This window comes from Wolbachia endosymbiont (group B) of Philonthus cognatus (assembly GCF_947179345.1).
Lineage (GTDB): Bacteria > Pseudomonadota > Alphaproteobacteria > Rickettsiales > Anaplasmataceae > Wolbachia.
This window is the reverse complement of the sequence record NZ_CAMXBG010000001.1, coordinates 117,119-136,117: the sequence shown is the minus strand read 5'-3', so window position 1 is coordinate 136,117 and position 18,999 is coordinate 117,119. Positions and strand designations below refer to the sequence as shown.

The window sequence follows — 18,999 nt, the reverse complement described above, 5'->3', positions numbered from 1 at the left end:
ATACTATTATATAGAGGTAAATATGTTCAGCACTCAATCGCTCCCGGTTGAAAATATTCTATTACATCAAGCCGCTTATAATGGTAACATAAATGAAGTTAGGTTATTACTTAATGTAAAAACTGATATCAATATCAAGGATAAAAAAGGATTTACAGCCTTGCATTTTGCTGTTTATTCAGGACATTTAGACGTAGTAAAGTTACTAATCAGTAAAGAAGCTAATATTCATGCAAGAACTACTAAAGGCAGTACAGTTTTACACTTTGCTGTTGTAGCTAAAAGCAAAGCTATAGTAGAGGAGTTAATTAAAGCGGGAGCTGATCCCAATATAAAAGACTGTACTGATGGTAAGACACCTTTACATATTGCTGCTCAAAATGGACTTGTAGAAGTTGTAAAGGTGTTACTTAATACTCAAGAAATTGAGATTGATGCTAAAGACAATGAATTTGGTATAACAGCTCTGTACTTAGCCTCTCAGAACGGACATACTGAAATAGTTGAACTATTAATTAGCACAAAAAATGCTGATGTTAACATAGTAGATAAAAAAAATAATGTCACACCCTTGTATCTAGCTGCTCAGAATGGGCATGCAGCAGTAGTTAAGTTGCTTCTTGATAATGGTGCTAAAGTCAATGGCTGTGATACCAGTATGAATCCTTTGTGTGTAGCTATTGATAATGGCCATGACGAGGTAGCTCAATTATTACTTAGTGTAGAAGGGGTGGATGTCAATATTGGCAATCAGCTTGGCAATACACCTCTACATATAGCAGCTATGAAAGGTAATGAAAAAATGGCAAGATTACTGCTAGAAAAAGGTGCTGATCCTAATATTAAAAACCTTTCAGGAGATACTTCCTTACAAGCTGCTGAATACGTAAGAAAAATTAGCTGGCATGATAATCCTCCAAATGTACAAGGAGGATTCTTCGTGTTAGTTGGCTCGAATGGAATATATTCATTTCAGCAATTTTATGAGCAAAAAAAAATTATGGAGCTTTTGGTACAACATATAAAGGACAGCAGACCTAGCTCATCAGTAGATGAAATTGACGTATCTGTTCAGCAGAGTAGCAAAATAAGATAGATGAGAAAACTAGTTTGTGACATTGGCGCCCAGTTAAATTTACATGGATTCCAGTGTCAAGCACTGGAATGACATTATGGAAGCTGTGATGACAAGGAAGGAAGCACTAGAAAGAAATGGGTGTCACGCACTGGGATGACATTATGGGAACTGAGATACAAGAAAAGAAACACTGGTTTGACATGCATCTGAACAGATACTCTCAGTGATGTAAATTCAACTTTACCCCATTTGCAACCATCAGGGTCCTTTGACTATAATCCTAACAATTCTTTTCTAATTTCTTCTTTAATTGTATCAATAATCTTTTGATCAAGTTTATTTATTAAGGAATCATCAATACCTGTGATATCATCTGGATTTTGTATCATTTTTTCAATAGCATCATCTATTTTTTTTACTCTTTTTTCATTAATTTCCTCAAATATAGGTTTAATGTTTGCGTAACCAGGAGCGCCCTTGCTATAACTTTTGCTGCTTTCGTTGATACAACCACCAGCACCATATGTTTTATTCACGTAGTTTTTACTACATTTTGTTACATCTTTATACCCAATCTCACCATTTTCTATATATGCTATTTTATTATCTTTACTAGAGTTTAGCTTGTCCCCTTTCTTAATTTCTTCTTTTAATTTTAAACTTTGTTCATGAATTATTGTATCTTTGTGATCCCTTCCCCCATAGGTTCTGTATGTACCTCCGCCTGCAACAGTAATTAAATCTTTACAAATTGTTTCTGAAGAGTCTCTGCACATTTTTATTAAAGTTGGTCCCCCATCCTTGTTAGATTCATCATCTTCTTGTCCACCACCTCCTTCTGTCACTTTTACTTTAATATATGGATAACTAGGGTTGACTCTCAGTTTAGCTTTAATGTAATCACCTGGCATTCCTAGTCTACTTACAGTAGACTGAGCTTTATCAGCTATATGACCAGCTTCACCACCTCCCCATGCTTCTATTTCAACGTAATCATACATTGACAGATCATCTGTATAGCCATCTCCAAGCTCATAAAGTTTTTGATCCCTGTCTTCAATAATCTTCTTCTTATGTTTCAATTGTGCTATTATTATTTCACGTAATCTCTTTTTTAAACCCTCTAAATCGAACCTACACAATTTATCAGCATAAAAGACTTCTGTTCTATTTGCTTTAATCGGTTGATTTTTTAATTGTGTGCACTTTTGTATTTCACCTTTCTCGTTTTTTACTGTTTTACCATCCTTATCCTTGCAATCCACTTCTTCATATCTTAAGTAAAATAGTTTATCATTCTTATCTACATACTGTGTTGAGCGACTACATACTCCATCAAAGCAGAGGCAACCATCATCACCGTGATTACAGTTTTTTTCTTCATACTTTCCATCTGTTAACTCATATACTATTTTGCATTTGTCACAATTTTGTTTTGTATCTACCTCTTTATCCTCTTTTGCCATGCAGTTATCTCTAGACTTATTTTCAGCAGGAATGGAAATATATCCTTTTTTATTAAATATTATTTCATTCAGTGCATCTTGTGGCTTTGCTAAAACCTCAATTGTTTCGTTACAGGGAAAATAATAAAGCTGATCAGACTCCTTTGAATAAACAGTATTGTATTTATTGTATCTTGCCCCCATTGATTTTAGCGATATTAGCTTACTTTCTTTTTTAAGAACAAACTCCTCTGGTTCTGGTTGCCACCCAGAAAGGCAGAGCATTTTACTTTTAGAATTTTCTTTATATTTTATTTCTACTTTTGGATATCCTGAGCCATCTAGTTTGCACTTACCATTCTGAAGCTCTTTACATTCTGTTTCAATATCGGGAACATATCCATATTTTTCTAGAACTTCAAATTGCGAATTATTTTTTAATATACCTTCTATTACGCTATCGATGTCGCTTTTACTGTTACTGCTATCAGTTGTTTTTGCCACTATTGCTGGCTTTACTACTTTTAAAGGTAGATGGCCAACATATGTAGGAGAATTTTTATTAACATAAAAAGTACAGATGCCATTACTGTGAGTTCCACGTGCGTCATAAGTACAAACGTTCTCACTCATCTTCATTTTTACTTTTAGCGTATTTTCGCCTTTACCCTCATTAGGCTTTGGTATGCTCACTTCTTCAATCTTTGGAGCAGGTGGCGCTGGGAAGCAGCGAGCAGGAAATTGTAATTTTCTTTTGGACTCTTCTCTCTCAGTACCATAATATTCAGTGCAGAGCTGACCTTTTTTTCTATAAGTTTTAAAGTGATGGTGGGTATCTTTATCTGGAATAGAGTATGTAGCACTTTGAATGTTTTTATTACTTGAAATAACGCGTGGAAAAGGTAGCTCTCTTCTTTCTTTCAGCTCACCAATAATGACTCCAACTCTTGGATGGAAATAATCATTTTCTTCATTTGTTATAGGAACAATTCTAACTTGTGGTGGTGACATCGCAAGTTGTTCACAAAATGGAGGTGGGCCAGGTGCAAGTTGCACAGGGGCACACTTTACTTTTGTTTGATAGCATGTATCACAAGCTTTTTCCATCTCTCCAGGACGAAAAATATTTTCCCCAGAAAATACTCTAGAGCCCCATGAAGAAATTCCTGACATACAAGCCCCCTTTTGACTACAAGCGCATATTTTAGGGGCATTAGCAAATTTTACTTTTTCTTCATCAGTAACACCATCTGCCCATTCCCATCCAAGACCTTGGGCAATTTCTCCTCCAGCTTTTGTTTTATCTCCTTCCCAATCTATAAAAGCTGCTGCAGAAACTCCAGCTCCTGTACTCTGCGTTCCATATATCTGGCGGCAGAATGTTCCACTGGATAATATATAACAGTTGTCGTTCCCTTCGTAATCGCAGACCTTAATCTTTGGATCGAAGTAACCTTCTGGTCCCTGATTATTTACTGCTGTAACTTTAATAAATTGCAATAATTTTTCGTCAAAATCTAAATCGCTCCACTTGCCTTTAAAAAAATTCGCAATACCTTTTCCTGCTTTACTTCCTGTAGCTTCAATTTCAGTATTACTTTTTACAAATGTTGGACAATCAGCATATCCTTGATAAGAAAGACAAAATATCAAGGAGAATATCAATAAAAAATTAAGCTTTACATTTTTCATAGAACGCCGGTAACCACTTACTCACTTTTTCGCCTTTTTCCTTTATTGCTTCATACATATACTTTATAGTCTCTTTATTAGCTGAAAGTACATGTATTTCTTTCATATTCTTCAAATCTAGATTTAAAGTTACTAAACCTTTGTATTGCTTTATCAAAAATAAACCTTCCTGTGTTGGTGTTTGCAAAATGACATTCAGTTCCTCTTTCGACAGAGAAAATGCTTTCATGTATAACCTGTTTGCATTTATGTTCGGCATCAGGATCCTCGTATCGACATGCTTATCTAAATATTGAGTAAACTTGCTAGCAAATGCTAGGTTTAAGTTTTCAGTACTTAGAATCACCACAACATTGAGTTTTGTCATTCTTTGCATCCAATCGTCAAACTCTCCCTCTGTAGGAAAAATATTACTTACCTCCCATGCTTCATCCAAAACAAGTATTGCAGGTGAGCCATCACATTTTGCTTCGAAAGAGTATAAGAAATAGTAAAGTATCACGGACATACATTCTTTTTGCTTAGTGAGATTTGCAGTATTGAGGGATATAGTTTTTGTTCCCCAGTCAATATCTGACTCATCACCATCTTGGAATAAGTAAGCAAATTCACCTTCACCACACCATTTACTTATTTTGCCTCCAAGAAGTAAAAGCACTTCAGAAATTTGAGAAATAGAGCGCGATTCTCTTGGTATAGCAAATATAGAATCTACAATTTTTTTTGTCTTTTCTTCTACGTCTACCAAACTTGCATCTGCAACCATCCTTTTGATCAATTCAACAAGCATATTGCGATTAGAAGCACTATCTTCAATGTTCAGTGGGTTAAATTTTAGACTTTTATCTTTATATTTTGGATCAATTATGTAATATTGGCCGCTTACTGCTTTAGTAAATATTATTGATTTTCCAGTATTATCCAGTATAACAATCCTAGGGTTAAATTTTCTTGATTCCGAAAGTAAGAAATTGATCAGTGAGGTTCTACCTGAATTTGGAGCTCCAAGTATTGTGGTATGACCATTATTTTTCTTTCCATGAAAGTTAAAAAAGTAAGGACTGCCTTTTTTTGAAAAAAAAACTGTTACTGCTTCTTTCCATCTTCCTCCTTTTAACGTACCTGATGTAAAATCATGCAACATAGCAAAGCTGCAAGCATATTTTTCTAATATATTTTTTGGTTGTGTAACAAAAGCAAAGTTTCCAGGAAGCTGTGCCCAAAAATGATTTTCCATGTGCAGATCAGTTCTAAACATCATCAACCCGATTAACGACATTACAGAGGATAAATCGCTGATATTTTTAGCTAACCTATTCTTATCATCTGCAAAGATTGTAACAATAATTTTCTGTTGACAAAAATCCATAGCAGAAATTTTTTCAAGCTCTATTATTTCATTTATTCCTGAGTTTTGAAGTAAGGTATTGTCCTCACTGATTTGCAGTATATTAATTTGTTTTTTAAATTCTTTTACTGCTTTATTATTACTAGTAAATATTATTATTTCTGTGATGATAAGCTCAGAGTCAAGTTGCAAACACCTATCTATATTTTCTAAGGGGATTTCTCGATATTCCTTTATGCAAAAAATAGAACCAAACTTCTGTTGACCTTCAAACGATGTTTGAAATTTATTGAAACCGAAAGCTACTTTTAGGTTTTTCACATGCTGCGATAGGTCCCTTTCACATATTGGATAATCTTTGTGCGTTAATGTAATAATGTAATGGAGAAATTCCATCATTTGAGAATATATTTTACCTTCACTAGACCTAAGGCCCAGTTTTTTAGCTCCAAAAGGTTCTAAATCTTTTTGAATCAGGTCAGTTATTTTTTGTAATTCTTGATGATTTTTTTGTAAAAATAACTTGTGCCTATTCTTTATCCCGCCAAAAAAAAATGCATTATTAATATTTTTGCCAAAATCACTAAGTAACACCACAATGTACAATTCATTTATATACTGTAGTTTACTATCAACTAGTTTATTAAACCACGTTGAGTGTAGCTGATCGGAAAAGTCTGCAGTTTTATTCCACTGTAAGCTCAGTTTATTGCGCTTACGGACAGTGTGAATCCAAACGGTAAAATATAAACTCTTGATATTTTTTGATATACTTTTTCTAATTTCAGTTCTAAGATCACCATAGTTATCAACTGAAGAATAGTCTTCTAATTTGATTATTTTTAATAATTCCCCCTGTTTTGTTAGTATAGTTTCTTCATCGTAGTGGCAAGCATAAGGGATAAAATCTAAATTAATACTTTCTAGTAACGCTAAATTGTTCTTTTTTTCAGAATTAGAGCTAGTGGCTGGTACTTTTGGTTGCATACAATATCATGCGTATTCAATAAAAAGATAATAAAGAATCATCTATCTTACTTAATCCTTATCTTCTTTTTTGTTATTGGATTGTAACTGTATGTCCTTTGCAAAGTTGAATTTTTCTTTCAGGTAATCTGTTGCCTTTTCTGTGCTTCCAAACATCATGATCAGTACGCCAAATATTATCATGAAAAAAATTAGGCCTCTGAACACTACTGCGAGTATCACTGTAGCTATACATAAACCTATAATTGTTGAGGGACTCATATTTTCTACAGTATCTTTAACTGAAAATGAAGAAATAAGTTCTTTCAACGTTCCTGGTATATTTTTCAATTCATCACTTGCTTTGCTAGAACACGACATGAAAATAAAACTTAACAGGGCTACAATAGCAAAAACTCTACCCAATTGAATATGCATCAGCTAAATACCTTTAAGATACTCCTCAAATGTAACAATTTTTACATCAATAGGCAAGAACCGAATTCACTTGCTCACCATAAGTAACTCATATTTAACTTTTATCACTGTGTTAGCCCTTTATTATCAACAAGAGGACTCACACTAATGGATATCAATTTACTTGACAGAATATTTGAACACAATTCAGCAGCAGCAGCTGTAGCAAACACTGCAGCCACCACAAACAGTCCTGCTCCTACTAATCCTGATGTCATTGCTCCTGCAACAATGCACCCTATTGCTAAGAGAGCAGAACTTGTTACAAGTGCGACGTGAAGATTTTTGTTTTTGATTTTACTATTATTTTCATAATTATTGGATTGCATTGTATCTTTTACCTTACTGCCTGTCACTGAGATCACACAATGAGGCCCTTCTTCAGTCTTCTTATAATGTTTAGAAGGGGATCTTCTTCCGCTTGGCCCTTTGGGCCTTGTTTTGTTCGGATGTGCTAATTTTGTTTTTCCTTCATCTTCTAGTTGCAAACTATTATCTTCCTCAGCAGGGTTTAATTTTAAGTGTACACTTTCCTCAGATGAAATGCTTGTTACTGAAGTTAAGCTGTTCCTTCTGCTACTTGATGCCAAGCTAGATGAATTTATTCGACTATCTAAATCACTACTACTACTGAGTTTAGAAGTATTTGCACCACTTGGCACTTCTACAGCATTCACAGTTATATTAGGCTTTTCATTTTTTAAATCTTTACTATCAATCGAAAGATCAGATTGACTATTCAATTGTGATTGTGTGATCTTCTTTCTTGCTTGCGATTGTTTTGATGTAAGAATTGTTGAAGCATCATAACGACCTGAACTTCTCAAGGAATTATATATTCCAGGGGTTCCTTTTCCACTTACACCCTTAGCTAAAGAATCCTTTTCCAGAGGATTAATACCTGAATTTTTGGGAATTTCAACTTCACCAGAAAGAATTTGTTTGTTAAATAGTTCCATAGTATTATTTTGTCTATTTGCTTGATTACTTCTAAGACTTTTCTGATTTTGAATAGTGATACTAGAATGATCTTTATTGTTGCTCTTTTTAGTAATCTCTGAAATTATTTTTAATGTTTTCCCTCTTCTTGTTGGTGATCCTTGTGATTGTTCTATTTCATTCTTAAATACTGGAAGTCCGACTTCTGATCCCATTACTTCTTTTTCCAATTCTGGAAGAAATTTCTCGGTGTAATAATTATAATATTTTTCTTGCTCTCTCAGTAATTTTTCTAATTTAATTAATATGTTCGGATCAGCTCCTTTGTTGAACAACTCTATGCATTTTGCGATAGTTCCATCTTCCTTTTTTAGATTTTCATGATTATGTCTTTTTTTTGTGACCTTTTTGTGTATAATTTCGTGCAACTCTTTCGTTTTTGATGCTGAAGAATTCCCTGTTTTCTCCTTTCTCTTATCTGAGATTTGTGAACTTCTGATAGGATCGCTAGTAGATGAGTAAGTATTGTTTCCTACTGCGCTATCAAATAGCACTCTTTTCTCATATGATGAATCAAACATAACATTCCTCTCATATAAATAAAATGTATGAATACCTCTTTAGCGTTAATTTTACATTAAAACTGGGCAGTTATGCCTTATTGCGGATAATTATAGCAATTTGCTAACTATTTTCTTTGCTGATTACTGATTTTACATTTCAACATAATTGCTTGCCTGTTGAACTAACATATCTATCACTTCTTTTACAGGCTTTTCTCTATCAACCATGCCAACACTTTGACCGGCCATTAAAGATCCTGTTTCAACATCTCCATCAATTACTGCCCTTCTTAAAGCTCCAGCCCAGAACTTTTCTATTTCAAGCTGCCCATCTTCTTTTGAGATTTCTCCATTTTGATATTTATCAATAATGTCTCTTTGATGCTCCATAAAATCGTCACTTGCTTTGTTAGCTATAGCCCTTACTGGAATTACAGGGAAATCAGCACTAATCTGCACAGAAGATACAGCATTACGCGCAGCTGATTTGATGAATACTTCTTTAAAATTTTTGTGAGCGATTGACTCATTCGTGCAGACAAATAATGTACCTATTTGACAGCCACTTGCTCCCATTTCTAGGTAGTTCACTATCATTTCGCCTCTTCCTATTCCACCTGCAACAAATACCGGTGTTTTCTCATTTTTAAAATGAGGTAATATCTCTTGTGCGAGAACAGAAGTGCTAACAGGACCGATATGTCCTCCTGCTTCCATACCTTCTATTATTAACGCATCTACTCCCATTTTTACTAACCTTTTCGCGAGGCTTAATGCTGGTGCAAAACACATAACTTCAATGCCCGCACTCTTGATTTTTTCTATATTAGGCTTCGTTGGTAGTCCACCGGCAAGCACTATATGGCTTACTTTCGTTTCAATGCACACATCTATCAACTCACTCAACTTTGGGTGCATAGTAATTAGATTTACACCAAATGGTTTGTTAGTTAATTTCTGTGTCTCTATGATTTCTTTTTTCAGTAAGTCTGGAAACATTGCACCGCAAGCAATCACGCCAAATCCACCAGCATTTGAGATTGCTGAAACCAAATTTCTCTCTGAAACCCAGCTCATAGCACCACCCATTATGGCAAACTCACTACCGAGAAAATTTGTTCCTTTTTTCCAGAGGCTACTTAACATATAACCTATATCATACGTTTAAAAATGTTTTGTTTATCTATAAATGTGTGTTTTAAAGCACCAATTATATGCAAGGCTATAAAGAGTATCATAAAATATGCAAGTATCGAGTGTAACTGATTAGCTGCACTAGCTAGATCTTCATTATGGTTAATTAATAAAGGGATATGGAAAAAATATTTGATCTCTTTGCTAGAAGCAGAAGACATGACATAACCAGATAGTGGCATTAGCACCATCAAAGCATATAAACCAAAGTGTATCGTTTTGCTCGCATTGATTACAAATCGAGAAAAATTGGCTGGTAATGGCGGAACATAAGTAAAGACGCGAAAAAATATACGTACTATAATTAATCCAAGAACGGTGATACCACAAGCCTTATGAACAGCGTATATGCTGAATTTAATTTCACTGCTAATCGGCAAACTTTTCATGTACAGTCCAGAACAAAGCATGCCAATAATAAAAGCAGACATTAACCAATGAATGATCCTTAAACCTAAACTATATTTATTGTCTTTCATTAATTTTGATTACTCTAAAGTAGAATTTATATAGTAGAAAAACTATTTCTCAATCAAAATTATCTATACATAATTTCGCTGCCTTGATCAACATAAGTGCAATAATTGTATGTGACACATAAACATTGTCTATCAGATCATGAAGAAGTGGTGAAGTTTTTGAGAGTTTTTCTATTGTAACGATGAGTTATAGCTTGTACAAGAAGCCTATTGACTTTAAGCACATTTTACCCTATACAATTCCAATACCTTAAGCTACCAAGCATGCCTGATCTAAAGACAATGATGCTAAACTTTGGCCCTCAGCACCCAGCTGCACACGGGGTGTTACGTCTTGTTTTAGAGATGGATGGTGAAGTGATCGAGAGGGCAGATCCCCACATTGGACTTTTGCATCGCGGCACTGAGAAGTTAATAGAACATAAAACATATCTTCAAGCTCTGCCTTACTTTGACCGCCTTGATTATGTGTCACCAATGTCACAAGAGCATGCATATTCGTTGTGTGTAGAGAAATTGTTGCAATGTGAAATTCCAATTAGAGCAAAATATTTGCGTGTTTTGTTTTGTGAGCTGACAAGAATACTAAATCATTTACTAAATATATCTTCTCAAGCACTTGATGTTGGGGCGATGACTCCTCTTTTATGGCTCTTTGAAGAGAGAGAAAAAATACTCGAGTTCTATGAAAGGGCCTCAGGTGCAAGATTTCACGCAGCTTATATAAGGCCAGGTGGACTTGCAGCAGATATCCCAGAAGGTTTGATTGAAGATATTGCAAAATTTATAGAGCAATTTCCAAAGTATATAGATGATGTTGATGAACTTTTAACGGAAAATAGAATATGGAAGCAACGCACTGTAGGAATTAGTGAAATATCAATAAAACAGGCGCTTGATTGGGGCTTTAGTGGACCAATGCTCCGTGCTGCTGGGCTTGCTTGGGATCTGCGAAAAAGCCAGCCATATGAGATATATGATCAGCTAGATTTTGATATACCAATTGGCCAAAATGGTGACTGTTATGACCGTTATTTAGTAAGAATGGCGGAGATTAGGCAATCTATCAGCTTGGTGAAGCAATGCGTAGAGAAGATACCTGAAGGGCCAATAAAAACTGAAGATAGAAAAATTTCTCCACCGCCAAGAGCAGAAATGAAAACATCGATGGAGGCTATGATCCATCATTTTAAGCTTTATTCAGAAGGATATAGTGTACCAGAAGGTGAAGCTTACACAGCTGTTGAGGCACCAAAAGGCGAGTTTGGAGTATATATAGTTTCAGATGGTACCAATAGACCTTATAGATGTCGAATAAGAGCACCTGGCTTTGCGCATTTACAAGCCTTAGACTTCATGGCAAAAGGACATATGCTTGCTGATATTGCAGCAATTATCGGTTCACTCGATATAGTCTTTGGTGAGATTGACAGGTAATTATTGTAAAATAGTAACTCAACTAATGGTCAATACATCCTCTATTAAAAACTGCACAAATTCATTTCCATTCCAATAATTCATAGAGATTTTACCTAAAATTGATTTAACATTTCCCTGCATGATAGCAGAGCCAAGCTCGGTATTTGCAGAGCGAAACGCAATAGCTTTTACCATAACATTATCATCAGCAATAAAACATTTTATATGATCAACTCCTATAACTTCCGGCTTTCTTATCTTTGCTCCTTGGATGATAAATCTCGGTTCAGGATTGCCAACACCAAATGGCTCTAAGCGTTGCAATTGATTCCACAGGGATAAGTTTATTGCTTTAGCTGTTACTATACCATCAGCTTTTATAGTTTTATCGTTTGTGGAGTTTGCAAATCTTTCAGTAAAGAAATCATGTAGATCACTTATTTTATCTTCCTTAATCGAAAATCCTGCTGCCATACTGTGACCACCACCTTCAATGATTAGGTTGGTAAATTTTGCAGAAAGAACCGCAGCACCAATATCTACCCCAGAAATTGATCTGCAGCTTGCTTTTCCTATTCCATTATTTAAAGATATTACTATCGTTGGTAAGTGAAATTGCTCCTTTAGTCTTGATGCAATTATACCAATTATTCCCTGGTGCCAGTTGCCACTTACCATTATAAAATTTACACCTAATTGTGCAAATTTTCCTGCTTGTGTTGTAGCTTCCAAAATAGCCTCATTTTCTAGCATTTTTCTTGCATTATTTAAATCTATTAATTTTAGCGCGATTGAATGTGCATCATCATCATCGGTGGAAAGCAACCTTGCACCGAGCGATGCTTCTCCAATTCTTCCTCCGGCATTTATGCACGGTCCAATGCTAAACCCTAATCGTGAAACACTTGGTTTTTCAAGGATTCCCAAAGCGTCAAACAAAACACGTAAGCCAACATTTTTTCTTGCTGACATAACTTTTAATCCTTGTAAAACAAAAGCCCTATTTAGGCCTGTAATCTGCATAACATCGCAAACAGTTCCAAGAGCAACCAAATCCAGTAGATCAAATAAATCTGGTTCTTTTTTGTTGGTAAAAAATCCTTGCTCACGTAGGCTTCTATTAAGAGCAACAATTAGCAGAAATGACACTCCAACTGCTGCAAGATTAGTATAAGGAGAGCTCTCATCAAGGCGGTTGGGATTAACAACTGCTACAGCACTTGGTAATTTTTCTGTTCCAAGGTGATGGTCGACAACTATAATATCAAGTCCAAAGACTTTTGCATCTTCTATTGGTTGATATGCAAGCGTACCGCAATCAACAGAAATACATAAATCAATACCATTCTTTTTAAGTTGTAATAAAGCATCTGTGTTCAATCCATAGCCCTCATCAACACGATCTGGAATATAGATTATAGAGTGTGTCCCAATCGCTCTTAGGTACCTATTAATCAATGCTGATGACGTTGCACCATCAACATCGTAATCACCAAATATTGCAATATTCTCATTATTGTTTATTGCTTTTATTATGTGAGAAACAGCTTTATCCATATCAAGGAGGTGAAAGGGATCTGGTAATAGCGATCTGATTAGTGGGTGTAAGAAGTCATGTGCATTTTCTATGTTAACACCACGAGCAACTAATATTCTTGCTAATATTTCTGGCAACTCAAATCTCTGTATAAGAGTAAAAATCTCCCTTTGATCTGCTTCTTGTAACTTCCACAGTGCATTTGTTATGCTGCGTTTTTCAATATCAAGTAGCATATTTTTTGTAAATAAAACTACTTTACCAGAACTTTTACGCTTGTTCTATAATTGTGTTAGACTTCTGTATAACCTAAAGAAAGATATAGGAGAGTGTCACTCGAAAGGAATCACATTTATTTTGACAAAGAGCATCTGTAAAATCTGATACTTCTTCTTGCATAACATGCTCTTTAATTAGTATTATATCTATATTAGCATATAAGTGTGAATATTATATTAGTGTAATTACTTTTTGGTATACATGACAAATTTATGCCTGGAAACAGTTTTTGGTTACTCAAACCTTTTCTACCTTTATTTCATATTCTTTAAAGTATTTTTTGCACTTTCTTTATAAAAACCATAGGTACCAATCGGTTTTTAGCTTAAGAATAAAGGTTAAGTATCTGGAATTCTGGACATAAAATCCTCCTGAAAGATTAGAAAGAAAATGCAGCGCACATACAACAGAATTTGAACACGTGCTGAAGAGTACGTTTTTTGTTGAAAAATTGACTGAAAAGTCTGCAGACGAAGATAGATTTTTGAGCTCTTAAAATACCTCTACTGTTAGAGTAAGGAAAGCGAGAAGGTTTGTCAAGCAATCTTTATTGGCTGTTGTACTAGAATTCAGTTTTTCGTATAATTTGCTAGAATTTGTGTGAAGAATTTTAAATATGAAAGGCCTATATATTAAAACTTACGGCTGTCAGATGAACGTTTATGACTCCATTTTAATGGAGAATATAGTTAAGCCTTTAGGGTTCAACGTTGTTAGTGATGCAGAACAAGCTGATTTGGTGATATTGAATACTTGTCATATTAGAGAAAAGGCAGCAGAAAAGCTTTACTCAGAGCTTGGAAGAATCCATTCATCACAAAAAAATAAGGAAATGACCATAGTGGTGGCTGGATGTGTAGCGCAAGCAGAGGGAGAAGAAGTGTTCAGAAGGGCTCCTTTTGTTGATATTGTTGTTGGTCCGCAGAGTATTTCTGCTTTACCGGAGTTAATAGTCAAAGCAAGCAGAAGTAAAGGTCATGTAATAAATACTGATTTTCCAGAAGTTGCGAAGTTTGATAAATTGCCAGATGAATGCTATGGCAATAGCCAGGGGTCTTCTGCGTTTCTTGCCATACAAGAAGGTTGTGATAAATTTTGTACGTTTTGTGTGGTACCATATACACGCGGGGCTGAGTATTCACGACCAGTAAATGAAATATTCCGTGAAACATTGAAGTTAGTTGCAAATGGGGCAAGGGAAATCAATTTGCTCGGTCAAAATGTTAATGCTTATCATGGAGAGTGCGAAGGAGAGGTGTGGGATTTAGGAAAATTAATTAGTCACATTGCTAAAATTGAAAAGCTAGAAAGAATCCGCTACACAACTTCTCATCCAAGAGATATGCACGAATCTCTCTACTTGGTACATGCGGAGGAATCAAAACTCATGCCGTTTGTTCACCTACCTGTGCAGTCAGGTTCGAATAAAATATTGCATGCAATGAATAGAAAACACACGGCAGAGGAATATTTGGGAATAATAGACAGATTGCGCAAATTGAAACCTGAAATTGAATTTTCTTCTGATTTTATCGTTGGCTTTCCTGGAGAAACTGAAAAAGATTTTGAAAAAACTATGAAATTAGTAGAAAAAATAAAATATGCTCAGGCTTATAGTTTTAAATATAGCCCAAGGCCAGGAACGCCAGGGGCGGAAAGAAAAGATCAAGTACCAGAAGAGGTTAAAACAGAGCGCCTTCTTCGTTTACAGAAATTAATTAGTGAACAACAACTTGAATTTAACCAGAGTATGATAGGCAAAACTGTATCTGTTCTATTCAGTGATAAAAAAGGTAAACACCAAAATCAAATTATTGGTAAAAGCCCATACATGCAATCAGTATGCGTTGATGATCCTGACGATAAATACAAAGATAAAATAGTAAATGTAAGGATATTGGAAGCTCGGCAAAATAGTTTGTTGGGATGCGCTGCCTAATTAGAGAAAAGTGCTCCTATGCTCTCATGTAGAAGCACTTTGTGTGTTTTTATAAGTTTATAAGCTATCTAGATTTAATCCTTAAGGGACTACAACTCTCTGTTACGCAATCATATGAGACTTGATATAATAGATTTGCGGGATTTTTTTTCTTTTCCCACTGATAGTGTACTTTTTCAACCTTTCCAGAATTATTATATTCATAAGAAAGCGATCTCCAAATAACGCTGCTTTTACTATTATTTTTGTTAGCATCGTGAAATTTCTGATAAGGCCAACTGTTATTGTCTTTATTCATCTTTAACTTAAGTAAATAAGTCTGATTTATTAATATGCTGTATAATAATGTCAATACCTATCAATGTTTATAGAAACAGAGTTTTTGGATTTGTAATTTTCCAGAAAGCTCTATATTCTTTGATTTTATCCAGTTAAAATGAATATGAAGTATTATCCTGATACAAGCAGCAGTCCTGATTTTTCATTGCTAGAAAAGGAAATCATAAAATTTTGGCAGGAAAATAAAATTTTTGAGCAGTCAGTCGAGAAACGTTCCAAGGATCATTGTTTTGTATTTTATGATGGGCCTCCGTTTGCAAATGGACTTCCGCATTACGGACACTTGCTTACTGGTTTTATAAAAGATGCATTTGCAAGATATCAAACTATGCTGCAAAAAAGGGTTGAACGCAGATTTGGTTGGGATTGCCATGGGCTACCGGCTGAGATGGGCGCGGAAAAGGAACTTAGAATATCTGGTAGAACTGAGATAGAGAAATTTGGCATTGAAAAATTCAATAATCATTGCCGTACTTCTGTGATGAAATTTTCATCAGAATGGGAGAAGTATGTAAATAGACAAGCAAGATGGGTAGATTTTCACAATGACTATAAGACTATGGATAAGTCATTCATGGAGTCGGTCATGTGGGCATTTAAGCAGCTTTATGATAAAGGTCTGGTGTATGAATCAATACGCGTTGTTCCCTATAGCTGGGCGTGCGAAACTCCACTCTCTAATTTTGAAACAAGGCTTGATAATGCATATAGAGAAAAAATTAGCAAAGCTGTAACTGTTGCTTTTGAACTTTTAGAAAATCCAAAGCAATTTAAACAAAAATGTAGATTACTTGCTTGGACTACAACGCCTTGGACGTTGCCGAGCAATCTTGCACTGGCAGTAGGGGAGGATATTGAGTATTGTATGGTGTTAGTAAATGGTGAAGTCTGCATCTTTGCTGAAAGTTATTTAGAGAAATTTGTCAGCCACTGTGAACAAAGCAATATTCAATATGAAAACTGTAATACAAAACTTAAAGCGAGTGATCTTGCAGGTCTTTCCTATAAACCACTGTTTGATTACTTTAAAGATACAAAAAATGCGTTCCGTGTTTTCATTGCTGATTATGTTACAGGAGAAGATGGTACTGGTGTTGTACACACTGCTCCTGGATTTGGTGAAGAAGATTTTTACCTTTGCCAAAGCCATGATATTCGAGCTGTTTGTCCAGTTGATAACGCTGGAAAATTTACTACTGAAGTTTCAGATTTGGCAGGAGTTCATGTTTTTGATGCCAATGATACAGTAATCAAGAAATTAAAAAGGCAGGGGAGCTGGTTTAAAACTGAGCAATATATTCACAATTATCCACACTGCTGGAGAACTGACACTCCTTTAATCTACCGCACTATGCCTTCTTGGTATGTTGCTGTGACAAAGTTTAAGGGAAGAATGACAGAGCTAAATAAGAGAGTTAATTGGATGCCAAATCATATAAGAGATGGTCAATTTGGAAAATGGCTTGAAGGAGCGCACGACTGGTCTATTTCACGCAATCGATTCTGGGGTACTCCAATTCCTGTGTGGAAATCAGACGATGCAAAATATCCAAGAGTGGATGTGTATGGCTCAATAGCAGAACTAGAGCGAGACTTTAATGTTAAGATAGATGACTTGCACAGACCGTTTATCGATACTTTGACGAGACCAAATCCTGATGATCCAACAGGAAAATCAGTTATGCGTCGTGTGCCTGATGTGTTTGATTGTTGGTTTGAGTCTGGCTCGATGCCGTTCGCGCAAGTTCACTATCCGTTTGAAAATAAAGAATGGTTCGAGAAAAATTTCCCTGCGGATTTTATCACTGAATATATAGCACAAACAAGAGGATGGTTCTATACGCTTTTTGTGCTTTCCACTGCTTTATTTGACAGTGAGCCATTTAAGAACTGCATATGCCACGGTGTGGTTCTTGATGTGAAAGGGCAGAAATTATCCAAACGTCTGAATAATTATGCGGACCCAATGGAAGTGTTTGACAAATATGGTTCTGATGCGCTGCGTTTTCTTATGCTGTCTGGTTCCATTGTCTGCGGTGGTAATTTACTACTCGACAAAGAAGGAAATTTAGTGCGTGATGTTCTGAAAAACGTAATAAAACCTATTTGGAACAGTTATCACTTTTTTACTATGTATGCAAATGCAGATGGAATTAAAGCTGAGATTTGTCAAGATTATCAAAGTACTATTGATCGCTACATGATTTCAAAATGTTTTGAAGCTGTGGAAGGTATCCAAGCTTCTATGAACAACTATAACTCCCAGGAGGCTTGCAAAATCCTGACAGATTTCTTTGAAGTGCTAAATAACTGGTATATTCGTCGCAGTCGCGAGCGTTTTTGGAAAAGTGACTTAGATCAAGATAAAACCGACGCTTATAATGTTCTGTACACAGTTTTTTATTACATGCTTCGAGCTGCAGCTCCTTTGTTGCCACTCATAACAGAGACTATATGGCAAGGGCTTCAGTACAAAGAAACATCTGTTCATTTGGCTGATTTTCCACAATCAGATAGATATGACAGTGAACTCATTGCCAAGATGGATTTGGTAAGAGAGATATGTAACTCTGCATTATTCATCAGAAATACGTTTAACATGCGCATCAGGCAGCCACTTGGCAGTATGACCATTTATCATAGGTCTTCCTGCGATTTCCTTGAAAATGAATATCAAGAGATAATAAGAGATGAGGTGAATGTAAAAGAACTAGAAATAGTAAGTGAGTTGAAAGAAGTTGCGTCACTAGAGCTAAAACTAAATTTTCCGCTACTTGGTAAGAAGGTTGCAGATAAAATCAAGAAACTAGTTCAATATGTCAAAGAAGAAAAGTGGAAGCAAATTGAGAATGAGCAAATATTTCTGGGGGATGAAACAGAGAACTATACTATAGAAAAAGGTGAATATGAACTATTGTTAAAAGCAAACAGTGAATATTCTTCTGTATTTGATAACAATAAAGGGATTGTTATTCTGAGCACTGAGCTCGATGATGAACTAATTCTAGAAGGGCTTGCGAGAGATGTTGTGAGGCTTATTCAAGAAACTAGAAAACAAGCTGATTTTCATATATCAGATAGAATCAGAGTAATAATCAAAACAGAAGATGAAAAAATTAAGGAAGCAATAAATACATGGGTTGAATATATAAAAGAGCAGACTCTTGCCTTATCTTTGGACATTAATAAAGAGATCGAAGCCGATTTCTATTCTAAGGAATACCAAGGTTTGACAGTTGGTATTAAGTTAATAAAGTTGCAAAGTTAGTAATGTTTATGCTATACTTAAATTGCTTTAAGTAGGG

12 protein-coding genes are annotated in these 18,999 nt (G+C 35.3%); 4 read left to right on the top strand and 8 right to left on the bottom strand.

The annotated features are described in order from the left end of the window. The first annotated feature begins 22 nt into the window (after positions 1 to 22). Positions 23 to 1,096, top strand: coding sequence for an ankyrin repeat domain-containing protein (locus tag ONG78_RS00575; RefSeq protein WP_007302061.1), 1,074 nt, complete (start codon positions 23 to 25; stop codon positions 1,094 to 1,096). A gap of 254 nt (positions 1,097 to 1,350) precedes the next feature. On the opposite strand, the gene ONG78_RS00570 is transcribed toward ONG78_RS00575, so the two are convergent. The 6 genes from ONG78_RS00570 to ONG78_RS00545 all read right to left on the bottom strand — a co-directional run bounded on the left by ONG78_RS00570 (position 1,351) and on the right by ONG78_RS00545 (position 10,181). Further along, positions 1,351 to 4,215, bottom strand: coding sequence for a hypothetical protein (locus ONG78_RS00570; RefSeq protein ID WP_264377436.1), 2,865 nt, complete (start codon positions 4,213 to 4,215; stop codon positions 1,351 to 1,353). Beyond that, complete coding sequence (locus tag ONG78_RS00565) at positions 4,196 to 6,550, bottom strand: VirB4 family type IV secretion/conjugal transfer ATPase (protein ID WP_264377435.1); 2,355 nt, start codon at positions 6,548 to 6,550, stop codon at positions 4,196 to 4,198. The genes ONG78_RS00570 and ONG78_RS00565 overlap by 20 nt, the downstream gene beginning before the upstream one ends. Before the next feature lie 51 nt (positions 6,551 to 6,601). After that, positions 6,602 to 6,967 carry a hypothetical protein gene (locus ONG78_RS00560; RefSeq protein WP_226079535.1) on the bottom strand — a complete coding sequence of 122 codons (366 nt, stop codon included), beginning with the start codon at positions 6,965 to 6,967 and terminating at the stop codon, positions 6,602 to 6,604. A 104-nt stretch (positions 6,968 to 7,071) separates the two neighbouring features. Further along, positions 7,072 to 8,526 (bottom strand): DUF350 domain-containing protein, encoded by a 1,455-nt coding sequence (locus tag ONG78_RS00555; protein ID WP_264377434.1) that lies wholly within the window; start codon positions 8,524 to 8,526, stop codon positions 7,072 to 7,074. A 132-nt stretch (positions 8,527 to 8,658) separates the two neighbouring features. Beyond that, the gene (locus ONG78_RS00550) at positions 8,659 to 9,654 is read right to left on the bottom strand and encodes an NAD(P)H-dependent flavin oxidoreductase (RefSeq protein WP_264375037.1); all 996 of its coding nucleotides are present in this window, start codon (positions 9,652 to 9,654) and stop codon (positions 8,659 to 8,661) included. A gap of 5 nt (positions 9,655 to 9,659) precedes the next feature. Continuing rightward, positions 9,660 to 10,181 (bottom strand): cytochrome b, encoded by a 522-nt coding sequence (locus tag ONG78_RS00545; protein WP_213863969.1) that lies wholly within the window; start codon positions 10,179 to 10,181, stop codon positions 9,660 to 9,662. Between the two features lie 264 nt (positions 10,182 to 10,445). On the opposite strand from ONG78_RS00545, the gene ONG78_RS00540 reads away from it, so the two are divergent. Continuing rightward, positions 10,446 to 11,618: an NADH-quinone oxidoreductase subunit D gene (locus tag ONG78_RS00540; protein WP_264375036.1), complete on the top strand. Its 1,173-nt coding sequence runs from the start codon at positions 10,446 to 10,448 to the stop codon at positions 11,616 to 11,618. Between the two features lie 18 nt (positions 11,619 to 11,636). Here ONG78_RS00540 and recJ read toward each other — a convergent pair whose 3' ends face one another. Further along, complete coding sequence (gene recJ / locus ONG78_RS00535; protein ID WP_264375035.1) at positions 11,637 to 13,373, bottom strand: single-stranded-DNA-specific exonuclease RecJ; 1,737 nt, start codon at positions 13,371 to 13,373, stop codon at positions 11,637 to 11,639. Positions 13,374 to 14,032: 659 nt separating this feature from the next. Between recJ and miaB the strand changes: the two genes are divergently transcribed. Next, positions 14,033 to 15,355: a tRNA (N6-isopentenyl adenosine(37)-C2)-methylthiotransferase MiaB gene (gene miaB / locus ONG78_RS00530; protein WP_264376570.1), complete on the top strand. Its 1,323-nt coding sequence runs from the start codon at positions 14,033 to 14,035 to the stop codon at positions 15,353 to 15,355. Positions 15,356 to 15,419: 64 nt separating this feature from the next. Here miaB and ONG78_RS00525 read toward each other — a convergent pair whose 3' ends face one another. Further along, complete coding sequence (locus ONG78_RS00525) at positions 15,420 to 15,653, bottom strand: hypothetical protein (protein WP_010402600.1); 234 nt, start codon at positions 15,651 to 15,653, stop codon at positions 15,420 to 15,422. 138 nt (positions 15,654 to 15,791) lie between these two features. Between ONG78_RS00525 and ileS the strand changes: the two genes are divergently transcribed. Further along, positions 15,792 to 18,962 carry an isoleucine--tRNA ligase gene (gene ileS, locus ONG78_RS00520; RefSeq protein WP_264377433.1) on the top strand — a complete coding sequence of 1,057 codons (3,171 nt, stop codon included), beginning with the start codon at positions 15,792 to 15,794 and terminating at the stop codon, positions 18,960 to 18,962. The last annotated feature ends 37 nt before the right edge of the window (positions 18,963 to 18,999 follow it).

Excerpts from the sequence above, each read along its gene's own strand:
- ONG78_RS00575 (WP_007302061.1), top strand. The coding sequence starts at position 23 with ATGTTCAGCACTCAATCGCTCCCGGTTGAAAATATTCTATTACATCAA.
- ONG78_RS00570 (WP_264377436.1), bottom strand. The coding sequence starts at position 4,215 with ATGAAAAATGTAAAGCTTAATTTTTTATTGATATTCTCCTTGATATTT.
- ONG78_RS00565 (WP_264377435.1), bottom strand. The coding sequence starts at position 6,550 with ATGCAACCAAAAGTACCAGCCACTAGCTCTAATTCTGAAAAAAAGAAC.
- ONG78_RS00560 (WP_226079535.1), bottom strand. The coding sequence starts at position 6,967 with ATGCATATTCAATTGGGTAGAGTTTTTGCTATTGTAGCCCTGTTAAGT.
- ONG78_RS00555 (WP_264377434.1), bottom strand. The coding sequence starts at position 8,526 with ATGTTTGATTCATCATATGAGAAAAGAGTGCTATTTGATAGCGCAGTA.
- ONG78_RS00550 (WP_264375037.1), bottom strand. The coding sequence starts at position 9,654 with ATGTTAAGTAGCCTCTGGAAAAAAGGAACAAATTTTCTCGGTAGTGAG.
- ONG78_RS00545 (WP_213863969.1), bottom strand. The coding sequence starts at position 10,181 with ATGAAAGACAATAAATATAGTTTAGGTTTAAGGATCATTCATTGGTTA.
- ONG78_RS00540 (WP_264375036.1), top strand. The coding sequence starts at position 10,446 with ATGCCTGATCTAAAGACAATGATGCTAAACTTTGGCCCTCAGCACCCA.
- recJ (WP_264375035.1), bottom strand. The coding sequence starts at position 13,373 with ATGCTACTTGATATTGAAAAACGCAGCATAACAAATGCACTGTGGAAG.
- miaB (WP_264376570.1), top strand. The coding sequence starts at position 14,033 with ATGAAAGGCCTATATATTAAAACTTACGGCTGTCAGATGAACGTTTAT.
- ONG78_RS00525 (WP_010402600.1), bottom strand. The coding sequence starts at position 15,653 with ATGAATAAAGACAATAACAGTTGGCCTTATCAGAAATTTCACGATGCT.
- ileS (WP_264377433.1), top strand. The coding sequence starts at position 15,792 with ATGAATATGAAGTATTATCCTGATACAAGCAGCAGTCCTGATTTTTCA.